The sequence below is a fragment of the Leisingera sp. ANG49 genome (assembly GCF_059694505.1).
The window spans coordinates 176,841-203,829 of the sequence record NZ_JCATZN010000001.1 but is presented as its reverse complement, the minus strand read 5'-3'; the positions used below and the strand labels follow the sequence as shown (position 1 = coordinate 203,829).

Here is a 26,989-nt window from a genome sequence, read left to right as displayed (position 1 = left end):
ATTCTACGGTGCAGCGGGGCCGCATCGAAATCCCAGCCCCATTAACGCTCCGCACAGAAAGGCTAGGCGAATATTAAGACATATCACGGAAGGTGAATAGGTCGATCGTAAAAGGTACATCAAGGATTCAGAATATGAGTATGCGATTTCTGCAGCATCTCTCGATCAGCACCAAGATCGGAATGCTCCTGGCGGCTCCGCTGCTTCTCAGCCTTTGGTTCATCGGGCAAACCCTGCTCGATCTGCAACGAAAGGCTCAGGTGAACACTGTCCAAGCCGGCGAGGTGCTGGAGCATATGAGCAACCTGGTCCACAGTCTGCAGATGGAGCGCGGGCTGAGCGCAAGCTACCTGGAGAGCGCAGCCGAGGCCCCCCCGGAAAAGCTGACCAGGGTCCGGCAGGCGAATGATGCCAAGATGACAGCCTACCTCGAGGAGATCAGCCGCATCGATCTGGAGGCCATCCCGCCGGAGTCCGCGCAGGCGATCCAGTTTGCCAAGTCCGAACTGGCGCGCAAGAAAGACATCCGCCAGAAAACCGATACCCGCTCCCTGAAGCTGTCGGCGCTGATTACCTACTATACCGACCTGAACAACGCGCTTATTCAAACCGGCCTTGCCATGGCCAAGGGAATTGACGATCCCCGTATCTCGCAGGAGGCCGTGGCGCTGTCCTTCTTCATGCGAGCCATCGATGCGGTCGGGCTGGAACGTGCAACCGGCGCCGTGGGCTTCAGACATGGCTGGAAACCCGAGGACCGTGAAGCTTTCGTTGCGGATCATGAGCTGTTCAAGGAGCGGCTGCGCACCTTCAGGAACTTTGCAACCGCACAGGACCGCGACGCAGTTCAGGACCTGTTCGCCAATCCCGGCATGAAAAAGTTCGATGAAATGCGCGAAACGATTCTTCACGGCGGGACCGGCAAAAGCGCCACCGCTGAGGAATGGTTCGCCGTCGCGACCAAGGCAATCGAGGTGCTGCAGAAAAAGGAAATGCTCCTGATCGAGCACTTGGAGCAGGACATGGCCGCATTTGACGCGCGCAACAAGCTTCTGCTGACGGAGATGGCCATCTTTGCCGCGGTCCTGCTGGGGGGCGTTCTTCTGCTCAGCTTGGTAATTGCCCGCGACATGACCAGGGGGCTATTGGTCCTGAACGAGGCGCTGCACAAACTCGGCTCCGGTGAGACCGAGGTGGAGGTTCCTGGCGCGACCCGCCGTGATGAGATCGGTAACGTCGCCCGCAATGTTGCGGACTTGCGCACCGTCACTCAGCGCAAGCAGGAAGAGCGCGTGCAGGAAGAGAAAGAACGCCGCGAGGAGGTCCTGGCAGTCACCCGCAGCATCGGCAGCGCTCTGGAAGATCTTCAGCGCAAGCGGCTGGACAACCCGATCCAAAAGCATTTCCCGGACGAGTTCAAATCGATCCGGACGGATTACAATGACTCCCTGTCAGCCCTCAGCGCAGCGGTTTCGGTGATTGCGGAACTCACCAGCAGCGTCGATGAGAGCACCAAGTCGATTGCTGAAGCATCCATGGACCTGGCGCACCGCACCGAGGCGGAATCGGCGACGCTGGAGAAGACCACCCGGGCAATGGGCGAGCTTACCGGCAATGTGCGGCGGTCCGCCGAAAACGCCGGCCGCGCTGAAGAGCTGGCCGGCAGCGCCCAGCAAGGCGTCATATCCTGCGATGAGGTGGTCAAGGACACCATCACTGCCATGGACAAGCTGCGGGAATCCTCGGCGGAGATTTCCCAGATCACCAAGGTGATCCAGGACATCGCCTTCCAGACCAACCTGCTGGCGCTGAACGCCGGGGTCGAGGCCGCCCGCGCAGGCGACGCTGGCCGCGGATTTGCGGTTGTCGCCTCCGAGGTGCGGATGCTTGCACAGCGCTGCGCTGATGCAGTGCAGCAGATCGACGAACTGACTGCCCGCAGCTCTGAACAGGTCAAGAACGGTGCGGAACTGGTGGATCAGGCCGGTCAGGCGATGGCCACCGTGAACCAGCAGGTTGGCGAGATTTCCTCCCTGGTGGTGGAGATTGCCGGCAACATGAAGGAGCAGTCGGCGCAGATGGGCGGCGTCAACACCGCAGTGGGCGAGCTGGAGATGATGGCACAGCAAAACGCTGCAATGGCCGAACAGACCACTGCGGCGACGACATCCTTGTCCGAACAGGCGCAGGAACTGCGGGAGCAGGTGACTCAATTCACTGTCGGACAAGCCACAGCCGCCCTGCCCGCGCCCGCTGCGCATCCGCCGCTCGCCATCGACTTTGATGCGGCGGATGACGGCTGGGACCAGGACATCATCGAAAGCAGCACCGCCGCCTGAGCAGGCATTTGCAGCAATTAAAAAAGGGCAGCCTCAGCGGCTGCCCTCTATCTGTCTGCGCTCTGTGCACCGGTTCAGGCACCTGCGCGGCGCAGCACCTCCAGCACTGCGTCCGGCGGCACATCACCGGTGACAAAGGCCTCGCCAATGCCGCGTGCCAGGATGAACCGCAGCTGGCCGGCAACCACTTTCTTGTCCTGGCCCATCAAAACCAGCAGCGCCTCTGCCCCAGGCAAGTCACCCGGAATGTCGGCCAGGTCGGTCTTCATCCCCATCGCCTTCAGATGCGCGCGCACCCGGCTGGGATCCTCCTGCGAGCACAGGCCCAGCTTGGACGACAGCTCAAACGCCAGCGCGCAGCCGATCGCCACGCCCTCGCCATGCAGAAGCCGGTCGGAATACCCGGTCGCCGCCTCCAGCGCGTGGCAAAAGGTATGGCCCAGGTTCAAAAGCGCCCGGTCACCCTGCTCGGTCTCGTCGCGCACCACGATGTCGGCTTTCATCTGAACCGAGCGCGCCACCGCCTCAACCCGGGCGGCCACATCGCCTTCGGCCAGCGCCGGGCCGTTCTGTTCCAGCCAGGCGAAGAACTCCGCGTCGCCCAGCAGGCCGTATTTCACCACTTCGCCGTAACCGGACAGGAAATCGCGCGCGGTCAGGGTTTCCAGCACCGAGGTATCCGCCAGCACCAGCGAGGGCTGATGGAAGGCACCGATCAGGTTCTTGCCCTGCGGCGCGTTGATGCCGGTCTTGCCACCGACGGAACTGTCGACCTGCGCCAAAAGCGACGTCGGGATCTGCACGAACCGCACGCCCCGGCGCAGCACCGCAGCGGCAAAGCCCGCCAGGTCGCCGATCACCCCGCCGCCGAAGGCGATGACGACATCGCCCCGCTCCACCTTCTGCTCCAGCAGCCATTCGACCGAGCGGGTGAACTGCGGCCAGCCCTTGGTCGCTTCGCCCGGCGGCAGCGCCAGCGCGCTCATCTCCACCCCGGCAGCGGCCAGCCCGGCACGCAAGGTGTCCAGGTGTTTCTCCGCCACGGTCTCATCCGTCAGAACCGCAACCTGCGGCCGTTTCAGCAGCGGCTTGATCCGCTCCCCCGCCTGCGCCAGCAGGCCGGGGCCGATCACAACGTCATAGGCGCGTTCGCCCAGGGGCACATGAACCGTGCGCTCCATCAATTCCACTCCAATACATCGGGGCGCGCCTTCAAGGCTTCCAGCACGCGGTCAACCATGGATTCGATCGAGGCCTGCCCGTCAGAGACCACCGACACATCGGCCTTAGCATAAAGCGGCACCCGTTCGTGGTACAGGTTGCTGAGTGTCGCACGCGGGTCGGCAGTGCGCAGCAGCGGCCGGGTATCGCGGTGGCGCACCCGATTCCACAGCACCTCAAGGTCGGCGTTCAGCCAGACCGAGACGCCCTTGGTGGTGATCACCTGCCGGTTCTCCTCGGCCAGGAATGCGCCGCCGCCGGTGGACAGCACGCCGCGCTCCTCCTCCAGCAGCCGCGCAATCACCTGCCGCTCCTTCTGGCGGAAGAAAGGCTCGCCGTCGCGGGCGAAAATCTCCGGGATGGTCATATTGGCGGCAGCTTCGATCTCGTGATCGCTGTCCAGGAAAGGGGCGTTCAGCCGAGCCGCCAGCGCGCGGCCCACGGCGGTCTTGCCCGCCCCCATCATGCCCACCATCACGATGGTCTTCTTCAGTTTCCCCGGCACCGGCGCTGCTGCCTTCTGGCCGCTGATTTGCTCTTTTTCGCTCATTCTTCAGTGAATGACGTGATCTTGCCGAAAAGGGAATATATAACTTGAGCAAAAGAGCAGGAAACGGGCATTGGATGCACTATGGGGCGATTGATTAAGTACTTGGTCTACTTGGCGGTTCTGGCTGCAATCGGGCTGGTGGGCTATGCCTACGTCGGCCCCTGGTTCGGCGCCGATTTCAGCGCGCCCAGCACCGAGGTGCGCAAGCCGGTGGTGCTGAATGCGGATTAAGGCGGCTGCCGCCGGGGTGATGCTGGCAGGCAGCGCGCTTGCCAATGAACCGCTGGCGGCAATTGACTGGCTGAACCAGCCGCAGCCCCGGGACGGGCTGCCCGGCACCGTGCTGCTGGAGCCGCCTGTCGCAGGCACTGCGGCGCTGCCGCAGGTGTCCGTCACCCCGCTGGAGGCGCTGCTGCCGCCCATCGGGCTGGTTCCGGCCGCGGCCACCGGCCTGCCCGCCGACCTGTGGCGCGGCAGCTCCGCGGATGACATCACCCATCTGATCGAGACCGTGCCGGTACGCGGCAGCCCGGCGATGCAGGCGCTGCTGTTCACCCTGCTGCTGTCCGAGACCCGCCCCCCGGCGGCCACCGGCGACCGCATTCTGCTGGCCCGGCTCGATCGGCTGCTGGCGTTGGGGGCAACCGACCCGTCGCAAGCGCTGGTGGAACACGCGGGCCCCACGGACAGCAAGGCGCGTTTCGCCCGCTGGTTCGACGCCACCCTGCTCACCGGCAGCGAGGATGCCTCCTGCGCGGCACTCACCGCCTCGCCGCATCTGTCGGACAGCTATGCCGCCCGGATCTTCTGTGCGGCGCGGCGCGGCGACTGGCCGACCGCGGCGCTTATGCTGGAAACCGCCCATGCGCTGGAGCTTCTGCCCAAGGATCAGATGGACCTGCTCGACCGGTACCTGAATCCGGACCTGTTTGAGCTGGCCCCGCCGCTGCGCCGTCCGGCGTACCCGGACCCGCTGACCTTCCGGCTGTTTGAGACCATTGGCGAAGCCATGCCCACCACACCGCTGCCGCCCGCCTTTGCCGCCGCAGACCTGCGCGACATCGCGGGCTGGAAGGCGCAGCTGGAAGCGGCTGAGCGGCTGGCCCGTGCCGGGGCGCTCAACCCCAACCAGTACCTGGGCCTGTTCAGCGCCCGCAAACCCGCTGCCTCCGGCGGCATCTGGGACCGGGTCGCGGCCGTGCAGAAACTGGAGAGCGATCTGAACTCCGGCAGAACCGAAGCTATCGCCAAATCGCTGCCCCGCGCCTGGGAGGCGATGCAGGAAGCGGGCACCGAGACCGTCTTTGCCGATATCTTTGCCGAGCAACTGGCGCGGGCAAAACTCACCGGCCCGGCCGCCGAACTGGCCTGGCGCATCCGCTTGCTGTCGCCGGCCTATGAACTGGCGGCCCATGACGCTCAGGCCTCCGGTGCTGCGGACCATTTCCTGGCAGCCCTGGCCCAGGGCCGCCCGGGCGATGCCGGAGCACCCTCGCCGCTGGCGGAATCGATCGCGCTTGGGTTTGCCGCGGAAACTGCCGTGCCGCCTGCCATCCGGCAATTGCTGAACAACGGCCAGCTGGGCGAGGCGATCTTGCGCAGCATGATGCTGTTTGCCCAAGGCGCCGACGGCAATCTCGGCGATCTCGCCGCCGCCCTGGCCGCCTTCCGCGCCGTCGGGCTTGAGGACACCGCCCGCCGGGCCTCCCTGCAGCTGATGCTGCTGGAGCGCGGCTGATATGGCCGCGCCGCGCGACAATTTCCAGTGGATCTCCACCTTCCTTGACGCACAGGCGGCTGAGACCGGTGCCTCGCAGAACACGCAGCTGGCCTACGGCCGTGATCTCAAGGATCTGACTGCTTGGCTGGAGCACCGCGGGCTCAGCTTCCTCACCGCAGCGCAAGACGATATCGAGGCCTATCTGATTGATTGCGACGCCCAGGGACTGGCCCGCTCCACCCGGGCCCGGCGGCTGTCGGCGGTCAAACAGATCTACCGTTTCGCGTTTGAGGAAGGCTGGCGCGAGGACAACCCGGCGATCCAGATCCGCGGTCCCGGACGCGAAAAGCGCCTGCCCAAGACGCTGGAGGTGATCGAGGTCGACCGCCTGCTGGACGCCGCCCGCCAGACCGGCCGCAGCGAGGGCGACCGGCTGCGCAACACCTGCCTGATGGAACTGCTCTATGCCACCGGCATGCGGGTCACTGAGCTTGTCTCGTTGCCGGTGTCCGCTGCCCGCGGCGACCCTAGGATGCTGCTGATCCTGGGTAAAGGCGGCAAGGAACGCATGGTGCCGCTGTCGCCGCCCGCCCGCGAGGCGCTGGCGCAATGGCTGCTGGTGCGCGATGACGCCGAGGCGGAGCGCGAAGCCAAGGGCCACCCGCCCTCCCGCTTCCTGTTCCCGTCCCGCGGTAAATCCGGCCACTTGACCCGGCACCGGTTCTATCTGCTGATCAAGGAACTGGCGGTGACCGGCGGCATCTCCGCTGACAAGGTGACGCCGCACACCCTGCGCCACGCCTTTGCCACCCATCTTCTGGCCAACGGCGCCGACCTGCGCGCGATCCAGGCGCTGCTGGGGCATGCCGACATTGCAACCACCGAAATTTACACCCATGTCCTGGACGCCCGGCTGCAGGAACTGGTGCTTGAGCATCACCCGCTGGCACAGGATCAGGCCTAACGCTTGAAGCGGCGCGGGCCAGCCCCCATAACTGTGCAGACATTCTCAACAACGGACCAAAAATGGACCCCGCCACTACTGTTTTTGACAGCGATTTCTGGATCACCACAGGCTCGATTGCCCTGCTGCTGGTCTGCTCCGGCTTTTTCTCCGGCTCCGAGACCGCGCTGACCGCCGCTTCCCGCGGCAAGCTGCGCAGCCAGGCCGACAAGGGATCGGCAGGGGCCAGGCGCGCGCTTGTGATCACCGAAGACAACGAGCGGCTGATCGGCTCGGTCCTGTTGGGCAACAACGTCGTCAATATCCTTGCGGCATCGCTCGCCACTGCGCTCTTCACCCGTCTCTTCGGTGAAGGCGGCGTGGCGATGGCAACGCTGGTAATGACCCTCCTGGTGCTGGTCTTTGCCGAGGTGCTGCCCAAGACCTACGCCATTTCCAACGCCGAGAAAGCCGCCTCGGCCGTCTCGGCGCCGATCGGTATCATTGTCAAGGTGCTGTCCCCGGTGGTGGGCGCTGTGCGCCTCTTCGTACGCGGCGTTCTCCGCGTCTTCGGCGTGCGCATCGACCCCGACAGCCACATCATGGCGGTGCGCGAGGAGATCGCCGGCGCGCTTCAGCTGGGCCACTCCGAGGGCGTGGTCGAAAAGGAGGACCGCGACCGCATCCTGGGCGCTCTCGACCTTTCAGACCGCTTTGTCGAAGAAATCATGCTGCACCGCTCCAACATCCAAATGATTGATGCGGAAGCAGAGCCCGAGGCCATCCTGGAGCAATGCCTGCAAAGCCAGCATACCCGCCTCCCTGTGTTCCGGGGCGAACAGGAAAACATCATCGGCGTCGTCCACGCCAAGGATCTTTTCCGGGCAATGTACCAACAGGCCGGAGGCGCCGATGCCGATTCCGGGCGCCTGCAATCTTTCGATGTTACCCAGGTGGCCAAGGCCCCCTATTTCGTGCCTGAAACCACCACCCTGGACGAGCAGATGCGCCAGTTCCTGCGGATGCGCTCGCACTTCGCGCTGGTGGTGGATGAATACGGCGCCCTGCAGGGGCTGATCACGCTGGAAGACATCCTGGAAGAAATCGTCGGCGAGATCACCGACGAATTCGATCCGGCCGAGGAAAGCGTCGCCAGGAAAACCTCCGACGGCGCCTATCTGGTCGAAGGCGCCACCACCATCCGGGATCTGAACCGGGCCACCGAATGGAGCCTGCCGGACGACGAAGCCAACACCGTTGCGGGCCTGGTGATCCACGAGGCGCAGATGATCCCGGTCAAGGGCCAGGTGTTCTCCTTCCACGGCTTCCGGTTCGAGGTCACCGCGCGCGAGGGCAACCGGGTGACTGAGCTCAAGATCCGGCCCCTTTCTTGACCGGAGGACGGCAATGACCCGTGCGGCAGTGCTGGCCTGGGACTGGTTCGACAGCATCGTGCTGGAGCTGTTCCGCCAGCTGCGCTGGTCCTTCCTGCCGCCGCTGCTGATCTATTTCGCCTATGGCGCGCAGGGCATCAGCACCGTAGCCGCGTCGTTTTACGTCAAGGAATACCTGGACCTCTCCGCCGCCTTTCTGGCCGGGCTTGCGTTCTGGGTGGGGCTGCCCTGGGCGCTGAAGATGCCGCTGGGCCATCTGGTCGACCTGATCTGGCGCTGGAAATACCTGCTGATCCTGGCGGGGGCGGCGTTGATGGCCGCCAGCTATGGCATTCTGGCCACCATCGTGTTGCAGCCGGAGATGATGGGCGCCCTGATGCCGCTTGGGGCCTGGTACGTCACTGCGGCCCTGCTGGCCCCTTGCGGCTTCGTGCTGCAGGACGTGGTGGCGGATGCGATGTCGGTGGAGGCGGTGCCGCATGTTGATGCCCAAGGCAACGCGCTGCCCGAGGCTGAGACCAAGTCGCTGCACACCACCATGCAGACCTTCGGGCGGATCGCACTGATCGGCGGCTCCAGCGCCGCGGCGGCGCTGAACGTCGCCCTGTTCGACGGCGCCGACGCGCTGCCGCAGGCTGAAAAAGGCACGCTTTACGGCTTTGTCTTCACCCTGGCCCTGCTGATCCCGGTGATTTCGCTATCGGGCGTGGCGCTGGCGATCATCCAGAAATGGGCCAATGCTGCCCGGTTGCGGCGTGAAGGCTTGGCGGAGAACGAGATCCGCACCCGGCTCGAACCGCCCCGCGACCCGGTCACCCCGAACTATTGGTATTTCATCGGCGGCGGCGCTTTTGTCGCGCTGTCGCTGGCCGTCGGCCTGGGCGATGTGCCCTACTCGCAGGAAATCGTCTTTGCCGGCTCCATGGCCATCGTGCTGTTTCTGATGCGCCAGCTGGTCGCGGTGCTGCCGGCTGATCACGCCCGCGCCCTCATTGGCACCGCCATCATCATCTTTGTCTACCGCGCCACCCCGCTGCGCGGCCCCGGCGCCACCTGGTTTGAGATTGACGTGCTGGGGTTCGATCAGCAGTTCCTGTCGGTCCTCTCCCTCATCACTTCCCTGCTGACGCTGGCGGGCATGCTGATTTTCCGTCCGATGATGGCCAGCCGCCCGATCGCCTGGATCGTCGCCTTTCTGGCGATCACAGAGGCCGTGCTCAGCCTGCCCAATATCGCGCTTTACTACGGTGCCCACCACTGGACCTCCGAAATGACCGGCGGAATTGTCGATGCCCGCTTCATCGCCATCGTCGACACCGCGGTGGAGTCCCCGCTGGGGCAGGTCGCGATGATCCCGATGCTCGCCTGGATCGCCCGCAACGCGCCCTCGGGGCTCAAGGCCACCTTCTTTGCCGTCATGGCCTCCTTCACCAACCTGGCGCTCTCGGCCTCCAGCCTCGGCACCAAATACCTGAACGAGATCTTCGTTGTGACCCGCGAGGTCACAGATTCGGCAGGCAATATCACCACGCCCGCCGACTATTCCCAGCTTGGAGTGCTGCTGATCACTGTTGGGGTCATTCTCCTGGCCGCCCCGCTGACGGCAATTTTCCTCATCCAGAACAGCCGCTTCCGCACTTCTGAGTAACCCCGGACCCCTCCGGAGGCCCATAAGCGGCACGCCGTGCCGTTTTTCTTCTGGACTACTGTTCACTTCTGTACAGAATGCGGGAAACACCTATCCAGGGAGGCCCACATGAAAACCACCACCCGCGTGGCAGTGATCGGCGGCGGCGTCGTCGGCTGCTCTGTCCTCTACCACCTGACCAAGCTCGGCTGGTCCGACGTCATGCTGATCGAACGCTCGGAGCTCACCTCCGGCTCCACCTGGCACGCGGCGGGCGGTTTCCATACGCTCAACGGCGACACCAATATGGCGGCGCTGCAGGGCTACACCATCAAGCTGTATAAAGAGCTAGAAGAGATCACCGGCATGTCCTGCGGGTTGCACCATGTGGGCGGCGTCACCCTGGCGGAAACCCAGGAGCGCTTCGACATGCTGAAGGCCGAGCGCGCCAAGCACCGCTTCATGGGACTGGAGACCGAAATCGTCTCCCCGGAAGAGATCAAGAAAATCGCTCCCGTTACCAACGTGGACGGCATCATCGGCGGCCTGTACGATCCGCTGGACGGGCACCTCGACCCCTCCGGCACCACCCACGCCTATGCCAAGGCCGCGCGCATGGGCGGCGCCACGATCGAGACCCACTGCAAGGTGATCGAGACCAACCAGCGCCCGGACGGCACCTGGGATGTCGTGACCAACAAGGGCACCGTCCACGCCGAACATGTGGTCAACGCAGGCGGCCTCTGGGCGCGCGAGGTCGGCGCCATGGCCGGCCTGTACTTTCCGCTGCACCCGATGGAGCACCAGTATATCGTAACCGACGAGGTGCCGATGATCGCTGAGATCATCGATGGCGGCGGCGAGCATCCGCACGTGATGGACCCGGCCGGCGAAAGCTACCTGCGGCAAGAGGGCCGCGGCCTCTGCATCGGTTTCTACGAACAGCCCTGCAAACCCTGGGCAGTGGACGGCACGCCGTGGGACTTCGGCCACGAGCTGCTGCCCGATGACTTCGACAAGATCGAGGATTCCATCGCCTTTGCCTACAAACGCTTCCCGGCGCTGGAGGCCGCAGGCGTGAAATCGGTGATCCACGGCCCCTTCACCTTTGCTCCCGACGGCAACCCGCTGGTCGGCCCGGTGCCCGGAATGCGCAACTACTGGTCCGCCTGCGCCGTGATGGCCGGCTTCTCCCAGGGCGGCGGCGTCGGCCTGATGCTGGCCCAGTGGATGGTCGAGGGCGAATGCGAGCGCGACACCTTCGCGATGGACACCGCCCGCTTTGGCGACTGGATCACCCCGGGCTACACCCGCCCGAAAGTCATTGAAAATTATCAGAAACGCTTCTCCATCGCCTACCCGAACGAGGAACTTCCGGCAGCCCGCCCGTTCCGCACCACCCCGATGTACGACATCTTTGACGGCATGGGTGCCGTCTGGGGCGCGCAATACGGCATGGAAGTCCCGAACTACTTCGCCGAAGGCGACGAGCCGCGCTACGAAACCCCGTCTTTCCGCCGCTCCAACGCCTTTGACGCCACCGCGCGCGAGGTCAAAGCGGTGCGCGAAAACGTCGGCATCAACGAGGTCCACAACTTCGGCAAATACCTGATCAAGGGCGCCGGCGCCCGCGCCTGGCTCGACCGCATCATGGCGGGCCGGGTGCCGCAGCCGGGCCGCCTGTCGCTGACGCCGATGCTGTCGCCCAAGGGCCGTCTGATCGGCGATTTCACCATCTCCTGCCTCTCGGAAGAGGAGTTCCAGCTCACTGCCTCCTACGGCTCGCAGGCCTACCACATGCGCTGGTTCCTGCAGAACCTCGACGACGGCGTCAGCCTTGAGAACATCTCCGACACCCGCAACGGCTTCCAGATCGCAGGCCCCAAGGCCCGCGAGGTGCTGCAGGTCTGCACCCGGCAGGACATCTCGGACATGCGCTTCATGGACGTGCGCCGACTGACCGTGGGCATGGCCGACTGCATCGTGCAGCGCGTCAGCTACACCGGCGACCTTGGGTATGAGATCTACTGCGACCTTCCCAGCCAGCGCGCCCTCTGGGATGCGCTCTGGACCGCAGGCCAGCCGCATGGGATGAAACCCTTTGGGATGCGGGCGATGATGTCACTGCGGCTCGACAAGTTCTTCGGCTCCTGGCTGCGCGAGTTCTCGCCCGACTACACCGCCGCCGAAACCGGGCTCGACCGTTTCATCTCCTTCAAGAAACCCGTTGATTTCATTGGCCGGGCTGCGGCTGAGGCCGAACGCGATACAGGCCCTTCCCGCCAGCTCTACGCCTTCGAGGTCGCGGCTGACGACGCCGACGTGGTCGCCTATGAGCCGATCTGGCTGGACGGCGCGGTCGTGGGCTTCTGCACCTCCGGCGGCTATTCGCACCATGCGCAGAAATCCATCGCGCTGGGGTTTGTCCCCACGGGGAAAGCCAAGGAAGGGCTGGAAGTGGAGATCGAAATCCTCGGCAAGATGTACAAGGCCCGGCTCATCACCGAGCCGCTGTTCGACGCCGACGGCGCGCGGATGCGGGGCTGAGCCGAAAATACGCTGGTTTCAGGTCAGCAGGACTGACCTGAAACCATCCCGTTGCCATGGCAGCGCACGCTGACGCCGCGGAACATGCGCAACGGAAACGTCAGGAGCCATACCAGAATGTTTCGCGCGCGAAACATTTGGTCACTCCTGCTGACCTATCCGGCTTGCACTAGATCCGCCTCTTCTTCTTTGCAAAAATACTCCCGCCGGAGGCACCGATCAGCCCGGCACATGCCAAGGTTGGGACTGACATGACGACCATCGCCATTCTCCTGCTCGCCGCCGGCGCGTCGTCCCGGATGCAGGGCCGCGACAAGCTGATGGAGGACGTGGACGGCCTGCCCCTGCTATCCCTGATGTGCCGCCGCACCGCACTGACCGGGCTGCCGGTTTACACCACCCTGCCCGGCCTGTCTCATCCGCGGGCAACGGCAACAGGCGATGCAATTCTGGTGCCGGTGCCGGACGCCGCCGAGGGCATGGCCGCCTCGATCCGCCGCGGCACCGCGGCGCTGCCTGAAGGCACGGAGGCGGTGATGATCCTGCCCGCCGACATGCCGGAGATCACGGCGCAGGACATGCTGCACCTCGCTGCGCACTTCCACGGCCCGGACAGCCCCATCCTGCGCGCCACGGCTGAGGACGGCACCCCGGGCCACCCGGTGCTGTTTCCGCAGCGCTGCTTTGAGGCGCTGAAGTCCCTGCAGGGCGATCAGGGCGCCCGCAGCATCCTGAAGGCTGAGACGGTCCAGACTGTCCCCCTGCCCGGCAGACACGCCCTGACCGATCTGGACACGCCCGAAGACTGGGCCGCCTGGCGCCGCCGCTGAACCGCGCCGCAAATGCAGAGAAGGCAGGGCACGAGACCCTGCCTTCCTGCGCTTTGCTCTTATCCGCCGTCTCCCCCAAGAGGGCAGCTGCACCTGTCAGTGCACAAGCAGATGCGCCTCATGTTTGCGCAGGGACCGGCGCGCCGCGGTATAGCCATCACGGCCCTTTTGCGACTTCAGTTCCGGGAACAGCTCGAACAGTTCGTTGCGCTGCGCGTTGTCCAGCCCGCGCAGGGACTGGTCGCCGGGCTGGAAACTCTCGGTCCAGGCCCCGTCGGACAGCACGACCTCATGCTGGTCGAACATGAAGTGGATGTAGGTGACGCTGGAAACCTCCACCACATCGACGCCCGCCAGACCGGTCAGATGCTTGGCTGCAACCAGCACCTCACGGTCCTCGAAGTACAGCGCGGTCTTGTCGTTTGCGACCAGAACCCGGTGATTGGGGCTGACCATCATGTCCCGCTCCGGCAGGCCGTTGCCCAGAGCGCCCTGGCGGATCAGCACCGGCTGAAGATGCGAACGCCCCTTCATTTCCTCGCCTTCCAGCGTGCGGGTGCTGATCCAGCGGATTTCCTGAATGCCGTTGTCACGGGTGATCACCCGGTCGCCGGCCTGCAGGTCCTCGACCCGGCGCTCGCCCATCGGGGTCGCGATCAGCGTGCCCGGCGTGAAGCAGGGAATGATCTGCTCGATCTCGCCGAAGGTCATCGAGCCGGTCACCTCCCCGTCGCCGTCCAGGAAGTTGACGATGCCCGACAGGCTGTTGCCATCCGGATCGACGGTGACGCCGGTCAGCTCAAACGGGCCGGAGCCGCGCAGGTCGAGAGTGTCGAAGTCATCGCCGTCGGAGCCGCCATCAACGATGTCGCCCGCATTGCCGCCAATGAAGATATCCCTGTCCGCTCCGCCCAGCAGAGTGTCGGCGCCATGGCCGCCGGTGATCACGTCGTTGCCGGAGCCGCCGCGCACCTCGTCGTCGTCGATGCCCGCGTCGATGGTGTCGTTGCCCGAACCGCCGCTGATGACGTCGTCGTCATCCTGGCCGAAGATCAGGTCATTGCCGGATCCGCCGGTGATGGTGTCCATCCCGTTGGTGGGATCGGGGTCGGCCGGGCGGCCGTCGCTGCCGTCATCGGTGATGTTCAGCCCGTCCGGGAAGGCCGGGTCCAGGCCGCCGTAGATGGTGTCATCGCCGCCGCCGCCGGCCAGCATATCGGAGCCCTCGCCGCCAATCAGCACGTCAGCGCCCGTGCCGCCATCGATGGTATCGTCGTCGATACCGCCATCGATCACGTCCATGCCGGCACCGCCGCCGATAAGATCGGCGTCATCCCCGGTCGAGATGGTGTCATTTCCGGCACCGCCGAAAACGGTGTCCATATCATCAAACGGGTCCGCATCCGCCGGAATGAACGGGATATCCGGGTCGGTGCCTGTATAGCCCGGGAAGCCGCGGTCCGGCAGCGGCACGCCGCTGTCCTTGGAGGTGTCAATGACGTCGTCGCCGTCGCCGCCATCCACGGAATCAGAGCCGTCGCCGCCATCGATGGTATCGTCGCCGCCGCCGCCCAGAATGGTGTCATCGCCCTCGCCGCCGGTCAGGCTGTCGTCGCCCGGCACAACCGGATCCAGCGGGTCGGAGGAATAGTCGTAATGCGCCGTATCGAGCGTCGTGCCGGAGGTGCCCAGATCAATGATCAGCTTGACGTCATTGAAATCCCGGTCGCCCAGGTGGCGCTGATCCTCAAACCCCAGCTGCACGGAGCCATCCGGGAATTGGTGGATTCCCTTGGTGTGGTCCAGCCCGTCCGGATTCAGGTCCGCATTGCCGCCATAGCCCGAGGAGTAAAAAGTGCCATGCGGGCTGACAATGCCAACACCAACCACCGCACCTGCAGGCGCGTCATAGGTGTAGGTCTGGCCGACATCCGCGCAGGCGTCCTGCGACAGCATGACAACATTGCTGATTTCACCGGTTGCAGGATCGATGGTGTAGGCAAAGACTTTGTTCTGAAAAGCGGCACTGGTCGAGGAGATGGTGATCTTCACCGGTTCGTAGACGCCGGAGACGCCGTCGCCGAGGATCAGGTCATTGCCGCTGCCGCCATCGACGGTATCGCTGCCCGAGCCGGCATAGACGCTGTCATTGCCGCTGCCCGCGGTAATGACGTCGTCATCCGGTCCTGCCGAGGGGTCGATTGCGTCTGCGTTGTCGACCATGTCGCCTTCGGGGTCGCCGGTGTAGGCCCCGTCAATCATGTCGTCGCCCGCGGTGCCCTCTACGATTCCGTCCAGCTCCGGATTCGGATTTTTGTCACTCATTGTCTTTACCCTCTCCTCGCCGGCCTGGACCCAAGCCCCTTCGTTCGGACCAGCCGGGCAGCCGCGCAGCCGCGCGGAATGCCGCTATGAAAACCACCAGCCCACGCAGACAGAGGGCCAGACCGCGCAAGCGTTCTGGTTTGCGTGCTCAAGCAGCACGCAGCCGGAATGCAGAAGCTTTTCGGATCAGTGGAGTGCGCGCATCGCGGCACGAAGACTTGAATTAAATTTTAGCAGTCCACCACAGTCCAGCAGCTCGCAGAACGTGCCCCCCCAATGGGCTGATTCATGCATACTTTAGGCACAGCGGGCCACAAAGCCAAAAAATTGCCTAAAATTCCCCTCATTGCGCCGGTTCATTCACGAAATGCGGTCAGGTCCGGTCCCTATTGTTTCTGACTGTTTCCATTTTTTAGCCCAAATCACTGCCCAAAGGGGGCGAAACTCGCCGGATCCGCCCTGTTACGGCAGGTTCAGCAACGGTTAGGTTTCCGTTTTCGAAACATGGAATTTTTGGGGCACGCCAACTGCCCTTTGCCGCATTCGTCCGGTCTCCCGAAGGGATTAGCGGTCATTTCACGAACAATTGCGGAAACATTACGACTTTGTTTTCCGCTTCGGCGAAACTTCCTATGAGATACACGAATCAAGATTGCCAAGTGACCTGCGGCAGCAGGACGAACCGCAAGAAAGAAGTGCCTGGTATTTAGTTTAAACCCGATGCAGCTCGCCTAATGGTGCCGCACGAACGCGCAGCGCGCGTCACAGCTTACAATCAGGTGCCGATCAGGGATTATGGCGGAGAGACAGGGATTCGAACCCTGGAGACGGTTTCCCGCCTACACACTTTCCAGGCGTGCGCCTTCGACCACTCGGCCACCTCTCCGTTGAGGGCGCTTTTGAAGGATCAGCCGGGGAATTGCAAGGGCTGAAACTGCAAAAACTTCACTTACCCCCAAAACTTTTTCAGGCCTCCAGATGCAGGTAGACGCGGCGGTTCTGCTTGCCCTTTTTCTCAACCTTTCCAAGGCGGATGCGGCCGATTTCCCCGGTGCGCTTCACATGGGTGCCGCCGCAGGGCTGCAGGTCCACCTGCTCGTCTGCGGTGCCGATCCGCACCAGACGCACCTGCCCTGCCCCGCGCGGCGGCGAGACGGACATTGTCTTCACCAGCTGCGGATTGGCGTCCAGTTCGGCGTCGGTGATCCAGTCCTCGGTCACCTCCAGGTCGCGGTCGATCAGCGTTTGCAGCTGGTCCTGAAGCGCCTGCTTGTCCTCCGGCGCCTCCGGCATGTTGAAATCAAGCCGCCCCTTTTCTGCGCTGATCGAGCCGCCGGTCACTTCCAGCGGAATCACCACGGACAGGAGATGCAGGGCCGTGTGGACGCGCATGTGGCCATAGCGGCGGTCCCAGTCGAGCGTCTGAGTCACTGTGGAGCCCACGGCAGGCAGCACCTCATCTTCATGCGGGACCAGGATGATCGCGCCATCCTCGCCCTTGACCGTGGTTGCGATGGAGCATTGGCCGCCCGCCCACAGGAGCTGGCCGCTGTCGCCGGGCTGGCCGCCGCCGGTGGCATAGAACAAGGTCCGGTCCAAAACGATCCCGCCCTGATCGGAATGGGCCAGCACCTTGGCATCAGTCATCCGCGCATAGGCGTCTTTGCGGAACAGCGGTTCACTTGTCGGCATCAGCGTCTCCATCGGAATCAGCATCATCTCCTGCGTCCAGCTGCAGATCGTCCAGATCCGGCTTAGGCGGAGCGGAAGCGGAGGCCGCGGCAGGCTGAGCCGCAGCGGGCGGCTTGGACGGCGAAAGCGCCTCCGGATTGCGGATCCAGATGTCGCGCTGCATGAAGGGAATCTCGATCCCCTCCTCCTGGAACCGTTTGGCGATTTCATAGTTCATGTCGGATTTCACAGACAGCACCCAGTTCACATCGCGCAGGATCGCCCGGATCTCAAAGTCCAGGCTGTCGGCGCCAAAGCCCTGGAACACCACATAAGGCGCCGGGTTCAGCAGCACCATCGGATGCGCCTTGGCGATCTCGGTCAGGATGGATTCGACCTTGCGCGGGTCGGTGCCATAGGCGACGCCCACCGGCACGATCACCCGGCCCACGGTGTTGCCGCGCGTGTAGTTGGTGACGGTGCCGCTGATCAGGTCGGAGTTCGGAACAATCACGTCGGTGCGGTCGAAGGTCTCGATCCGGGTCGAGCGCACCGAAATGTCCCGCACATAGCCCATCAGCCCGCCGACCTCGATCCAGTCGCCCTTGGAGACCGGGCGTTCTATCAGCAGGATGATACCGGAGACGAAGTTCGACACGATGTTCTGCAGGCCAAAGCCGATACCGACCGACAGCGCACCGGCCACGATGGCGAGCGAGGACAGGTCGAGCCCCGCCATGGAAATGGCGATCACCGCTGACAGGAAGATGCCGACATACCCAAGACCCGAGGTGATGGCGTTCTGGCCGCCCGGGTCGATCTTGGTCTTGGGCAGGAGCGAGTTGCGCAAGGACCCCTGCACCAGTCGGGTCAGCGCATAGCCTGCGGCAAAGACCACAGCAAAGGTCAGGAAGGCGGTTGGCGAAATCCGGGTATCGCCGATCTGGAAGCCTCCGAGGAAGCGCGACCACAGTTCGGTCATATCCGCCACCCGCGCGCCCCAGATCAGCGCCAGGAGCGGCAGCGCAAGGGCCGCCAGCAGGAAGCCGATCATCACCGCAAACAGCGAGTCGCGGGCGGCCGAGCCCTTGCCCGACAGCCAGCCGTAAACGTCGCCCAAGAAGCGCTGCACGACCAGCAGCGCAGCCAGCAGGGCAAGGGTCGAAACCGCCGGGTAAATCAGCGCCTCCGCCGCGTTGACATAGCCGAGCGCAGCGAGCAGCGGCGAAATGAAGCCCAGCAGATAGGAGGCGCGCCGCACAAGTGTTAAGACACGGTTGGCCCCGGCGGCGATGGCGCCATCATCCTCGGCGTCCGCGGTCTGCTTCTGGCGCCGTTTGGCGCCGATCCGGTGCAGCCGCAGCATCACCAGCGCCGCCGCGGTGATCAGCGGGAAACTGGCGACAGCATGAACGGAGGACGGGATGGTTTCGATGTTTTCCAGCTTTACCAGCGCGTCCTGCATCACCAGGATCACCGCCAGGATATCGACCATCAGCCGGGTTTCATTCAGCCGTCCTTCCTGTACCGGCACCAGATCGTTGTCGAGCCGGTTGGAGAACAGCTGGTTGCCAAGCCAGTGGAACGACAGGATCACCAGCGCCCATCCCGGCACATAGTCCAGCAAAAGCGAGCCGCGGCTGCCCAGTATGCCCGACAGCTCCACCGCGGCGGCCAGGCAGATAATGCCGATGAAGGGCAAGATGACTTCGAGCAGGGACACTACAAAGCCCCAGACGCCGCGGCCGCTGCTGCCGAACTGGCGCAGGTAGTCGCCCGCCGCATGGGCCCAAGGCCGTCCCCGCAGCAGCAGAAACGCCGCGAAGCCCAGGAGCAGAAGAAGCGCAGGAAGGCTGTTGCTCACCCGCTCGGCGGTCGTCGCGCTGCCGATCCTGGCGGCGGTTTCATTCCAGATGGAGCTGACCGACCGCCCCAGCGTCCGCAGCGTACCGGGCCAATGTTCCGGGTTCAGCGGCGATGGTCCGCGCTCCAGCAGGGTGCGGGTGCGGCGCTCCCGGATGATCTTGTCGATTTCGGAAATCAGGCCGTTCGCACGGCTGTAGGCCTCTTCGGAGACGATGCGCGGCACCTTCAGGTCCCGCAGCTGCTCTTCCAGCGAGGCACGCAGCCGGGCAATATCCTCAGGCTCGCTCTCGCCCTCCTCCGGCGCTTTGCCCAGGGCGCTGATCTGGCCTTCAAGTGTCTTGATACGGTCGCCGTTTTCCGTTCGCGCCTCCAGGAACCGCTGGCGGTAGCTAGTCAGCTCCTTGCGCAGGGTTTCCAATGCGGCGTTGGAAGCGCGGCTGGCGTCGATCACGTCTTCCGCGCGGTTCGCGGTCTTGAGCCAGTCCTGATAATAAGCGCGGGCTTCAGCAGAAAACTGAGCCAGCGCAGGCGCTGCGAGGCCGGTCACAAGGACCAGCCCCAGCAGCAGCTTCCGCAAAGCGGTTATAACAGGTGTCATACGTCCTCAAAAACACCGGGGATCGAGGCCGGCGTATGGGTCATCCACTCCGGCACCGGCAGGTTCTTTTCACGCAGGAAGTCCGGGTTGAACAGCTTGGACTGATAGCGGGTGCCGTAGTCGCACAGCACGGTGACAATGGTCTTGCCCGGGCCTATGTCCTTGGCCAGGCGCACCGCGCCGGCAATGTTGATCGCGGTGGAGCCGCCCAGCACCAGGCCCTCGTCGTGCAGCAGATCAAAGACATAGGGCACCGCCTCGGCGTCGGTTACCTGATAGCTGAAGTCCGGGGTGAAGCCTTCGAGGTTCTTGGTAATGCGGCCCTGGCCGATGCCCTCGGTGATCGAGCTGCCCTCGGACGCCAGTTCGCCGGTGGTGTAATAGGAATAAAGCGCCGCGCCCATCGGGTCGGCCAATGCAATCTTCACGCCCTTGGGCTGCAGCGCCTCGGCCACGCCCGCCAGGGTGCCGCCGGAGCCGACGGCGCTGACGAAACCGTCCACCTTGCCGCCGGTCTGCTCCCAGATTTCCGGGCCGGTGGTTTCCACATGGGCCTGGCGGTTCGCCACGTTGTCGAACTGGTTGGCCCAGATCGCGCCGTTCGGTTCGGTCTTGGCCAGTTTCTCGGCCAGGCGCTGGGAATAGCGCACGTAGTTATTGGGGTTCTTGTAGGGCGCCGCAGGCACCTGGACCAGCTGGGCACCCGCCAGGCGCAGCATGTCCTTCTTTTCCTCGGACTGGGTTTCCGGGATCACGATCACCGTCTTGAAGCCCATCGATGCGCCGACCAGCGCCAGGCCGATGCCAGTGTTGCCGGCGGTGCCCTCAACAATTGTGCCGCCCGGCTTCAGCTCGCCGCGGGCGATGGCATCACGGATGATGTAGAGCGCCGCGCGGTCCTTGACCGACTGGCCCGGGTTCATGAACTCCGCCTTGCCCAGGATCTCGCAGCCGGTCTCTTCGCTGACGCGGTTCAGGCGGATAAGAGGTGTGTGGCCGACGGCATCAGCCAGATCGCGTGCAATGCGCATGGTATCCCTTTCGATCGTTCCCCCAAGGTGTATCCAAGCGGTCCGGCGACCACAAGGCGGGAAGCGGGTCAGGAATGCTCTGCGCGCAGCCGCTCACGGTGCCGTGACAGCCACAGCGCGGCCGTTATCAGCGGCATGTCCTGATAGGTCTGCGCATCGATGCCTTCCATCATTTCATCGTAGCTGAGAGTGCGGCTGCGGATATCCTCGCCCTCACCAGCCACGCCGCCGCCGCCCGACACATCAGAAAGGTCAGATATGCCAATGAAAATATGTATGAATTCCGCAAGCGCCCCGCTCGACGGGTAGCCCCGCGCCACGGGTTCCAGATGCAGGACCGTGACGCCGGCCTCCTCGACAGCTTCACGGCGGGCAGTTTCCTCGGCGGTTTCACCGGGGTCGATCACACCGGCAACCGGCTCCCACATCCAGGGGTGCGCGTCGCCCATCATGAACGGCGGTGCGCGGAATTGTTCCACCAGCAGCACCTGGTCGCGCACCGGATCGTACGGCAGCACCACCGCCGCATGGCCCGCCATGGAAGAACCCCGGTTCATCACCGGACTCATGCTGCCGTCGTAGCGGCGGAATTGCAGGTCCATCTCCTCCATCGCGAAGAAATTCAAATAGGCGCGGTTGTGGTTGTGCACGATCACGTCGCGGGAGAGATCATGCACACCGTCTCCGGGCCGGGCCTGCCCGGCCATCCAGGCGGCAGCGCGGCGGCGGATAGAAGGGAAACTGCGGGCGACCTCCTCCGCGCTCATCCGGCCGTGATAGGCCATCACCTCTTCTGCCGCGCGCAAGGACAGCGCGCCCCAGTCATCCACCCAGGCCGCCAGGTCCCAGGGCTCCTCCGTCTGCCACAGGCCGGGTTCCGGGAAGTAGACCTCAGCCCCGGCAGAACCGCCGTCCGCCAATTGCACGGTGACGGGTTTCAAAGCATAGCCAAAGCCGCCCTCGTAGAAGTTCAGGGCGTCCAGGTCAGCAGGCGACAGGCCCTGCACCAGAACCCCCTCCGCAGTGGCGCCCTGGCGTTCCTCGATTGCCGGAAAGGGCTGGCCCGCTACCTGATACACACCGTGCCCGGGCAGTTTGGCGGATTGCGCATTCAGCGCATCCCCGCTTCGGCCCAGTACCAGTTCAAGCAAAGGGATATGGCGCAGCGTGCCAAAGAAAAAGAGATCAGCCACGAGTGATAACCTGTTGTTAAAAGATGTTTTCAGCGCCAACGGCGGGAAGCGTTCTCAGTTGCCAGCCCGGCAAGAACACCGCCGATCACCAGCGGTATCAGCACCGACGGCACAGCGATAACAAAGAAATATTCCAGCGCAATGACAAAAATCTGCGACAGCGCCTCAAACGGGCCGCCGTAACGGTGCCTCATGGCCAGGCGGAACATTTCCCAAGTGCCCTGGATGAACAGCGCCCACAGCACCATCACCGCCATGCCTGTGAGGCCATTGTTGATGGCGGGCACCAGGCCGCTGCCTGCCCGCCGCCCCATGAAGATCCAGCCGCTTAGCAGCCCAAGCACCACGTTCACATGCACGAAATATCCGAAATCAGTGCCCTCCGGCATCTGCGGCATGACGAGGAAAGACACGAGAAACGCCAGTAAAGCCAGGGACAATGCGGCAGTCAGGCGGGCTCCGGTGGGCATGTGGGGTCAGGTTCCGTGGCACGAGATCAGTCAGCGATGAGCAACTGTAATCTGCGTCACATCGCAATTTCCAGTCTTAAAGGCAGCGGCACAAGAAGTGAGGTAAAAGTTCCACATCTTGTGAAAGCGCTCATCGAACCCCAGGCCGGCGATCTGCTCCCAGCGGTTGTTGAAGGTTTCGTGCCAGCGTTTGAGTGTTTGTTCGTAGCTGCCGCCGAATTCGATCGACCTCACCACCCCCAGACCCGCTTTCTCCACCTGGTCACGCAGTACAGCCGGTGATGGCAGCATACCGCCCGGGAAGATGTGCTTCTGGATGAAATCGATGCCCTTGCGGTAAATCTCCCAGCGCCGGTCGGCAACGGTGATGATCTGCAGCGTCGCCTTGCCGCCAGGTTTCAGCCGGTCGTGGATGGCACCGAAGTAGGCGGGCCAGTATTTCTCGCCCACCGCCTCGAACATCTCGATGGAGGCGATGCCGTCGAACTGGCCTCGGCAGTCGCGGTAGTCCTGCAGGCGCAGCTCCACCTGGTCCGAGAGGCCTGCGTTTTCAATGCGCTGGCGGGCAAACCTTAACTGCTCCTTACTGATCGTCAGGCCGGTCACCTTCAGCCCGCGCTCCTTGGCGGCGTATTCGGCAAAGCCGCCCCAGCCGCAGCCTACCTCCAGCACATGATCGCCGGGCTGCACCCCCATCTGGTCCACCAAAGAGGCATACTTTGCGGTCTGCGCTGCCTCCAGGCTGTCCTGGCCGCTGCGGAACAGGGCGCTGGAATAAGTCATCGTGTCGTCCAGCCACAGCCGGTAGAAATCGTTGCCCAGGTCATAGTGATGGGCGATGTTCTTCTTAGCCTGCTTGCGATGGTTGCGGTGCAGCCAGAAGCGGAAGCGCTCATAGGCCCGTGCCAGCCCCTGGCCCGGGAATCCGTCATAGACGGTGTTTGCGCCCATATGCACCAGATCCATGAAAGCCTGCAGGTCGGAAGTGCTCCACCAGCCCTCCAGATAGGCATCGGAGAAGCCCAGGTCGCCTTCCCGGATCAGCCGGGCAAAGCAATCGGGGTGGTGGATGATCAGGTCGGCAGCAGGCCCCGGATTGCGCCCCTTGGCTGTGAAAATGCGCCCGTCCGGCAGCTGGATATCCAGCTGGCCGACCTCCATGGCCTTCACCTTGGCAAACACTGCCGGGAAATAGCGCGGCAGATTTTTCTGGCCTTCAACGGACGTGAGCTTCATTCGCTTCCCCCATGCGAGATACGGACGTGCTGCAAGGAAAAAGCTAGGCCGCAGAGGGCTTTCTGGCAAGAAAACTGTGCGTTAGCCGGTTTCACGTCTTTCGTGATACGCCGTGAGCGCACGGTCCCGGCCCGCCTGCAGGCTGATGACGGGCTCTGCCCGGGCCATCTCCGGTGCGAGGTTCCACGACCGCGGTGCAGCATCGAAGAAGTCAAGCGCAGTCCGCGGCGGGCTGCCCTGGCCTTCGGCGATCCAGCGGTGTGTGTAGGCGCCTGATGGATCAAATTTTTCCAGCTGGCCCGACGGGTTGAAAACACGGAAGAACGGCGCCGCGTCAGGGCCGGAGCCCGCCACCCATTGCCAGCCCATCGCGTTGGAGGCCGGGTCCCAGTCCACCAGCGTATCCGCAAACCAGTTCATCCCGGTTTTCCAGTGCGTCATCAGATGTTTAGTGAGAAAACTTGCCACGATCATCCGGGCCCGGTTGTGCATCTTGCCGGTCACATAAAGCTCGCGCATTGCGGCATCGACAAAGCCGTATCCGGTCTGCCCGCGCTGCCAGGCCTGCACCTGCGGAGTGATGTCCTGCGCCCAGGGGAAACCCTGCCATTCCTGGCGCCAGCTATCGGTCAGGATGTGCGGCGAGTGGTACATCAGATGATAGGCGAACTCGCGCCACACCACCTCCTTCAGGAAAGTCTCGCCGCCCTGACTGGCCTGCTCCATTGCAGCACGCCCCCGGTGCCACAGCCGTTGCGGGCTGATTTCACCCCAAGCGAGGTTCTCCGACAGGCCGGAGGTGGCGTCCTCTCCCGGGAAATCGCGGCGGTCCTTGTAGGCAGCCACCTTGTCTTCCAGGAATTCCTCCAACCGGTCATGCGCTGCCGTCTCGCCGACACGGCAATACCGGGCCACCACATCCGCGCCGCGGTGCATGGCGGCGCCCATGTTCCAGTCTTCGAGGTCCTCGCTGGAGGGCCATGTGTCCGGTGCGGGCAGTTTTGCGGGCGCAGGCAGCAGGCTGTCCACGTCCCGCACGCGCACGGACTTCCAGAACGGCGTGAAAACCTTGTACATGCCGCCGGTTTTGGTCTCGATGGTCCAGGGTTCGAACAGCAGCCTTCCGCCGTGGGATTTGGCCTCGACATGCTGCTCCTTGAGCTGCGTCTTGACGTCCGTATCACGGGCAATCGCCTGCGGGTCGTAGAGGCGGGACCAATGCACGGCCCCAGCCCCGGTTTCCCCGATCAGATCCTGCAGCACCTCCAGCGCTTTGCCGCGGCGCAGGATCAGGCGTGACCCGGCACTCTCCAGCACCTTGGCAAAATGCTCCAGCCCCAGGCCGAGGCGGAACCTGGGCGCCGCGCCCAGCGCCTCCTCCTGATCATCCAGGATACAGACAGGCAGAACAGGGGCGCCGCTGTTGACGGCAGCCGTCAGCGCCGGATTATCAGCCAGGCGGAGGTCCCGCCTGATCCACCAGATAACCGGGGCTTGACTGCTCATGTCTTTTCCTTGCGCGGTTCTTGTTACAGCACCCGGTCCAAGGCCTCGATCAGCTTCGCGACTTCCGCTTCGGACGTGTAGTGGGTGAAGCTGATACGCAGCACGCCCTCGGCTGGATCAATGCCCATCGCCTCCAGCGCGCGGACGGCATAGAAATCGCCGCCGCCGGCCATGATGCCAAATTCTGCCAGCTGCGCAGCCACCGGTTCCGCGGCACGGTTCAGGGCCAGGGCAACCGTCGGCGCGCGGGTCTCGGCCTGCGCCGGCCCCAGCAGGCGCACATTATTGCGGTCCTTCACCGCGTCCAGAAGCGGCTGCAGCAGTTTCACCTCATGCGCGCGCATCAGGTGATGGACAAAGGCGCCGGTTTCCGCGGCGGTGCCTGTATGGCCGTGGCGGGCCGCCAGCGCCTCGAAGTAATCCGCCATGCCAGCCGAGGCAGCCACCTGGGCGTGGTCGGGCCCGGCCGGGGTAAAGCGTTTGTAGAGGTCGCCTGCGTTGAAGTAATGCGCCTGGTTCGGCAGCAGCCCGCCCAGCGCCCGGCGGATCACCATGACGCCCTGATGCGGCCCGTAGGTCTTGTAGGAGGAGAACAAGTAGATGTCGGCGCCCAGTTCATCCACGTTGGGCAGGCCGTGCGGTGCATAAGAGACACCATCGACACAGACAAAAGCGCCTGCGGCATGGGCCATCGCGGTGATCTCAGCCACCGGGTTGATCTCTCCCACCACGTTGGAGCAATGCGGGAAGCAGACCAGCCGGACCTTTTCATCCAGAAGAGTTTCCAGTTGCGCCACGTCCAGATGGCCGGTCTGCGGGTCGAGCTGCCATTCGCGGACCTCGATCCCCTCCTCCGCCAGACGCCGCCAGGGGCCGGTGTTGGCCTCATGGTCCTGGTTGGTGACGATGATCGCCTCACCCGGTTTCATCAGCTTGCGGAAGGCCTGGGCCAGCACATAGGTGTTCTGGGTGGTTGAGGGGCCAAAGCTCAGTTCATCCGTGGCAACCCCCATCAGCGCGGCCAAGCGGGTGCGGGCCTCGTCCATCTCCTCCCCGCCCAGGCGCGAGGCCTCATAGGGCGCATACGGTTGCACCTTGCGCTGGGTGTAGAAGCGGGTCAGCCGGTCGATCACCTGGCGGCAGGTGTAGGACCCGCCTGCGTTCTCGAAGAACGCCTGCCCTTCAAGGCTGGGGTCTGCAAAGGCGGGGAACTGTGCCCGGACGAAATCAATATCCAATACGCTCATCGCGTGTCTCCTCAATCGCTGCGGTTCAGGGGGCGACCGGCACATGCCAGGGATCACCCCGAACATGGCAGGTCTTCCAGCCGAGCCGCGCTCCCGCACAAGGATTGAGGGATCGCAGGCAGCCCTGCAAGACGGAAAAGGCCAAGCAGGACGCCAAGGTGGTAGCGTACCGGAGGCGGTCCGGTCAAGCGGCACAGCTAATGCCGGAAACTGTCATCAGGGCATGGCAGTCTGCCCCCATCACATCAAGGAGAACAAGACATGGCTTTCACACCAAGGGATTTCCTGGTCTGGGGCGAACTTCCTGTCAGCGACCTGGACGCGGCAGTCACCTTTTACAGCAAGGTGACCGGTGCCGATCTGAGCATCGACGACAGCGGCCCGAACCCGATTGCGATGTTCAAGCCTGCCGATGAGGCGACTGGTGTCGCCCTGCATCTCTATCCCGGCAAGCCCGCTGGCGACGGCCGCGGCCCGACTCTGCATCTGACCGCCGAGGGTGAGCTGGAGGACGTGATGGAGCGCATCACGGACGCCGGCGGCAAGGTGATATCCGAAACAATCGAAATCCCGCCCGGACGGTTCTTCTATGCCACCGATCCGGATGGCAACTCGCTTGGGTTCTTCAAATACAACAGCTGACAAGGAAAACGCCCCGGCCTCATAGCCGGGGCG

General features: G+C 63.9%; 20 protein-coding genes and 1 tRNA gene. 9 read left to right on the top strand and 12 right to left on the bottom strand.

All coding sequences use genetic code 11. The features are described 5' to 3' along the window. Positions 1-134: 134 nt before the first annotated feature. Positions 135-2,339: a methyl-accepting chemotaxis protein gene (locus AC58NV_RS01005; RefSeq protein WP_497225490.1), complete on the top strand. Its 2,205-nt coding sequence runs from the start codon at positions 135-137 to the stop codon at positions 2,337-2,339. 74 nt (positions 2,340-2,413) lie between these two features. Here the strand turns inward: AC58NV_RS01005 and aroB are convergent, their stop codons facing one another. Both aroB and AC58NV_RS00995 read right to left on the bottom strand, forming a co-directional pair. After that, entirely contained in the window at positions 2,414-3,520 is a 1,107-nt protein-coding gene (aroB, locus tag AC58NV_RS01000) for a 3-dehydroquinate synthase (RefSeq protein WP_497225489.1), read from the bottom strand. Then, positions 3,520-4,110: a shikimate kinase gene (locus tag AC58NV_RS00995; protein ID WP_497225488.1), complete on the bottom strand. Its 591-nt coding sequence runs from the start codon at positions 4,108-4,110 to the stop codon at positions 3,520-3,522. The genes aroB and AC58NV_RS00995 overlap by 1 nt, the downstream gene beginning before the upstream one ends. An 81-nt stretch (positions 4,111-4,191) precedes the next feature. Between AC58NV_RS00995 and AC58NV_RS00990 the strand changes: the two genes are divergently transcribed. The 7 genes from AC58NV_RS00990 (at position 4,192) to AC58NV_RS00960 (ending at position 13,171) form a co-directional block, all read left to right on the top strand. Beyond that, complete coding sequence (locus AC58NV_RS00990; protein WP_366663314.1) at positions 4,192-4,341, top strand: hypothetical protein; 150 nt, start codon at positions 4,192-4,194, stop codon at positions 4,339-4,341. Further along, positions 4,331-5,848 (top strand): hypothetical protein, encoded by a 1,518-nt coding sequence (locus AC58NV_RS00985; RefSeq protein WP_497225487.1) that lies wholly within the window; start codon positions 4,331-4,333, stop codon positions 5,846-5,848. Before AC58NV_RS00990 ends, AC58NV_RS00985 begins: the two co-directional genes overlap by 11 nt. Before the next feature lies 1 nt (position 5,849). Beyond that, positions 5,850-6,794 carry a site-specific tyrosine recombinase XerD gene (locus tag AC58NV_RS00980; RefSeq protein ID WP_497225486.1) on the top strand — a complete coding sequence of 315 codons (945 nt, stop codon included), beginning with the start codon at positions 5,850-5,852 and terminating at the stop codon, positions 6,792-6,794. A 62-nt stretch (positions 6,795-6,856) separates the two neighbouring features. Next, on the top strand, positions 6,857-8,167 hold the full coding sequence (locus tag AC58NV_RS00975) for an HlyC/CorC family transporter (RefSeq protein ID WP_366663317.1): 1,311 nt from the start codon (positions 6,857-6,859) through the stop codon (positions 8,165-8,167). Positions 8,168-8,180: 13 nt separating this feature from the next. Then, positions 8,181-9,815, top strand: coding sequence for an MFS transporter (locus AC58NV_RS00970; protein ID WP_497225485.1), 1,635 nt, complete (start codon positions 8,181-8,183; stop codon positions 9,813-9,815). A 108-nt stretch (positions 9,816-9,923) separates the two neighbouring features. Further along, the gene (locus AC58NV_RS00965; RefSeq protein ID WP_497225484.1) at positions 9,924-12,341 is read left to right on the top strand and encodes a GcvT family protein; all 2,418 of its coding nucleotides are present in this window, start codon (positions 9,924-9,926) and stop codon (positions 12,339-12,341) included. 251 nt (positions 12,342-12,592) lie between these two features. Then, positions 12,593-13,171, top strand: a complete 579-nt coding sequence (locus tag AC58NV_RS00960) for a nucleotidyltransferase family protein (RefSeq protein WP_497225483.1) — start codon at positions 12,593-12,595, stop codon at positions 13,169-13,171. A gap of 96 nt (positions 13,172-13,267) precedes the next feature. Here AC58NV_RS00960 and AC58NV_RS00955 read toward each other — a convergent pair whose 3' ends face one another. From AC58NV_RS00955 to AC58NV_RS00910, 10 genes are all read right to left on the bottom strand, one after another. Next, positions 13,268-15,496 carry a Hint domain-containing protein gene (locus AC58NV_RS00955; protein WP_497225482.1) on the bottom strand — a complete coding sequence of 743 codons (2,229 nt, stop codon included), beginning with the start codon at positions 15,494-15,496 and terminating at the stop codon, positions 13,268-13,270. A 796-nt stretch (positions 15,497-16,292) separates the two neighbouring features. Next, positions 16,293-16,382 (bottom strand) — tRNA-Ser (locus AC58NV_RS00950). Between the two features lie 80 nt (positions 16,383-16,462). Further along, on the bottom strand, positions 16,463-17,188 hold the full coding sequence (locus AC58NV_RS00945; RefSeq protein WP_497225481.1) for an alanyl-tRNA editing protein: 726 nt from the start codon (positions 17,186-17,188) through the stop codon (positions 16,463-16,465). Next, entirely contained in the window at positions 17,175-19,631 is a 2,457-nt protein-coding gene (locus AC58NV_RS00940) for a DUF3772 domain-containing protein (RefSeq protein ID WP_497225480.1), read from the bottom strand. Before AC58NV_RS00940 ends, AC58NV_RS00945 begins: the two co-directional genes overlap by 14 nt. Continuing rightward, positions 19,628-20,662 carry a cysteine synthase A gene (locus AC58NV_RS00935; protein WP_497225479.1) on the bottom strand — a complete coding sequence of 345 codons (1,035 nt, stop codon included), beginning with the start codon at positions 20,660-20,662 and terminating at the stop codon, positions 19,628-19,630. Before AC58NV_RS00935 ends, AC58NV_RS00940 begins: the two co-directional genes overlap by 4 nt. Positions 20,663-20,730: 68 nt before the next feature. Further along, positions 20,731-21,855, bottom strand: coding sequence for an NUDIX domain-containing protein (locus tag AC58NV_RS00930; protein WP_497225478.1), 1,125 nt, complete (start codon positions 21,853-21,855; stop codon positions 20,731-20,733). Between the two features lie 29 nt (positions 21,856-21,884). After that, on the bottom strand, positions 21,885-22,325 hold the full coding sequence (locus AC58NV_RS00925; protein ID WP_497225477.1) for a TrgA family protein: 441 nt from the start codon (positions 22,323-22,325) through the stop codon (positions 21,885-21,887). 30 nt (positions 22,326-22,355) lie between these two features. Beyond that, on the bottom strand, positions 22,356-23,561 hold the full coding sequence (locus AC58NV_RS00920; RefSeq protein ID WP_497225476.1) for a class I SAM-dependent methyltransferase: 1,206 nt from the start codon (positions 23,559-23,561) through the stop codon (positions 22,356-22,358). Positions 23,562-23,642: 81 nt separating this feature from the next. Continuing rightward, on the bottom strand, positions 23,643-25,067 hold the full coding sequence (locus AC58NV_RS00915) for a cryptochrome/photolyase family protein (RefSeq protein ID WP_497225475.1): 1,425 nt from the start codon (positions 25,065-25,067) through the stop codon (positions 23,643-23,645). Positions 25,068-25,090: 23 nt separating this feature from the next. Beyond that, positions 25,091-26,314: an aminotransferase class V-fold PLP-dependent enzyme gene (locus tag AC58NV_RS00910; protein ID WP_497225474.1), complete on the bottom strand. Its 1,224-nt coding sequence runs from the start codon at positions 26,312-26,314 to the stop codon at positions 25,091-25,093. A gap of 261 nt (positions 26,315-26,575) precedes the next feature. Here AC58NV_RS00910 and AC58NV_RS00905 point away from each other — a divergent pair, with 261 nt between their 5' ends. After that, positions 26,576-26,956 carry a VOC family protein gene (locus AC58NV_RS00905; protein WP_497225473.1) on the top strand — a complete coding sequence of 127 codons (381 nt, stop codon included), beginning with the start codon at positions 26,576-26,578 and terminating at the stop codon, positions 26,954-26,956. Positions 26,957-26,989: the final 33 nt, after the last annotated feature.

Bases quoted from the DNA above. Each gene is read 5' to 3' on its own strand.
- AC58NV_RS00975 (WP_366663317.1), top strand. From the start codon at position 6,857: ATGGACCCCGCCACTACTGTTTTTGACAGCGATTTCTGGATCACCACA.
- AC58NV_RS00985 (WP_497225487.1), top strand. From the start codon at position 4,331: ATGCGGATTAAGGCGGCTGCCGCCGGGGTGATGCTGGCAGGCAGCGCG.
- AC58NV_RS00925 (WP_497225477.1), bottom strand. From the start codon at position 22,325: ATGCCCACCGGAGCCCGCCTGACTGCCGCATTGTCCCTGGCTTTACTG.
- AC58NV_RS00945 (WP_497225481.1), bottom strand. From the start codon at position 17,188: ATGCCGACAAGTGAACCGCTGTTCCGCAAAGACGCCTATGCGCGGATG.
- AC58NV_RS00910 (WP_497225474.1), bottom strand. From the start codon at position 26,314: ATGAGCGTATTGGATATTGATTTCGTCCGGGCACAGTTCCCCGCCTTT.
- AC58NV_RS00955 (WP_497225482.1), bottom strand. From the start codon at position 15,496: ATGAGTGACAAAAATCCGAATCCGGAGCTGGACGGAATCGTAGAGGGC.
- AC58NV_RS00970 (WP_497225485.1), top strand. From the start codon at position 8,181: ATGACCCGTGCGGCAGTGCTGGCCTGGGACTGGTTCGACAGCATCGTG.
- AC58NV_RS00935 (WP_497225479.1), bottom strand. From the start codon at position 20,662: ATGCGCATTGCACGCGATCTGGCTGATGCCGTCGGCCACACACCTCTT.
- AC58NV_RS01005 (WP_497225490.1), top strand. From the start codon at position 135: ATGAGTATGCGATTTCTGCAGCATCTCTCGATCAGCACCAAGATCGGA.
- AC58NV_RS00965 (WP_497225484.1), top strand. From the start codon at position 9,924: ATGAAAACCACCACCCGCGTGGCAGTGATCGGCGGCGGCGTCGTCGGC.
- AC58NV_RS00980 (WP_497225486.1), top strand. From the start codon at position 5,850: ATGGCCGCGCCGCGCGACAATTTCCAGTGGATCTCCACCTTCCTTGAC.
- AC58NV_RS00990 (WP_366663314.1), top strand. From the start codon at position 4,192: ATGGGGCGATTGATTAAGTACTTGGTCTACTTGGCGGTTCTGGCTGCA.
- AC58NV_RS00920 (WP_497225476.1), bottom strand. From the start codon at position 23,561: ATGAAGCTCACGTCCGTTGAAGGCCAGAAAAATCTGCCGCGCTATTTC.
- AC58NV_RS00915 (WP_497225475.1), bottom strand. From the start codon at position 25,067: ATGAGCAGTCAAGCCCCGGTTATCTGGTGGATCAGGCGGGACCTCCGC.
- AC58NV_RS00940 (WP_497225480.1), bottom strand. From the start codon at position 19,631: ATGACACCTGTTATAACCGCTTTGCGGAAGCTGCTGCTGGGGCTGGTC.
- AC58NV_RS00905 (WP_497225473.1), top strand. From the start codon at position 26,576: ATGGCTTTCACACCAAGGGATTTCCTGGTCTGGGGCGAACTTCCTGTC.
- aroB (WP_497225489.1), bottom strand. From the start codon at position 3,520: ATGGAGCGCACGGTTCATGTGCCCCTGGGCGAACGCGCCTATGACGTT.
- AC58NV_RS00995 (WP_497225488.1), bottom strand. From the start codon at position 4,110: ATGAGCGAAAAAGAGCAAATCAGCGGCCAGAAGGCAGCAGCGCCGGTG.
- AC58NV_RS00960 (WP_497225483.1), top strand. From the start codon at position 12,593: ATGACGACCATCGCCATTCTCCTGCTCGCCGCCGGCGCGTCGTCCCGG.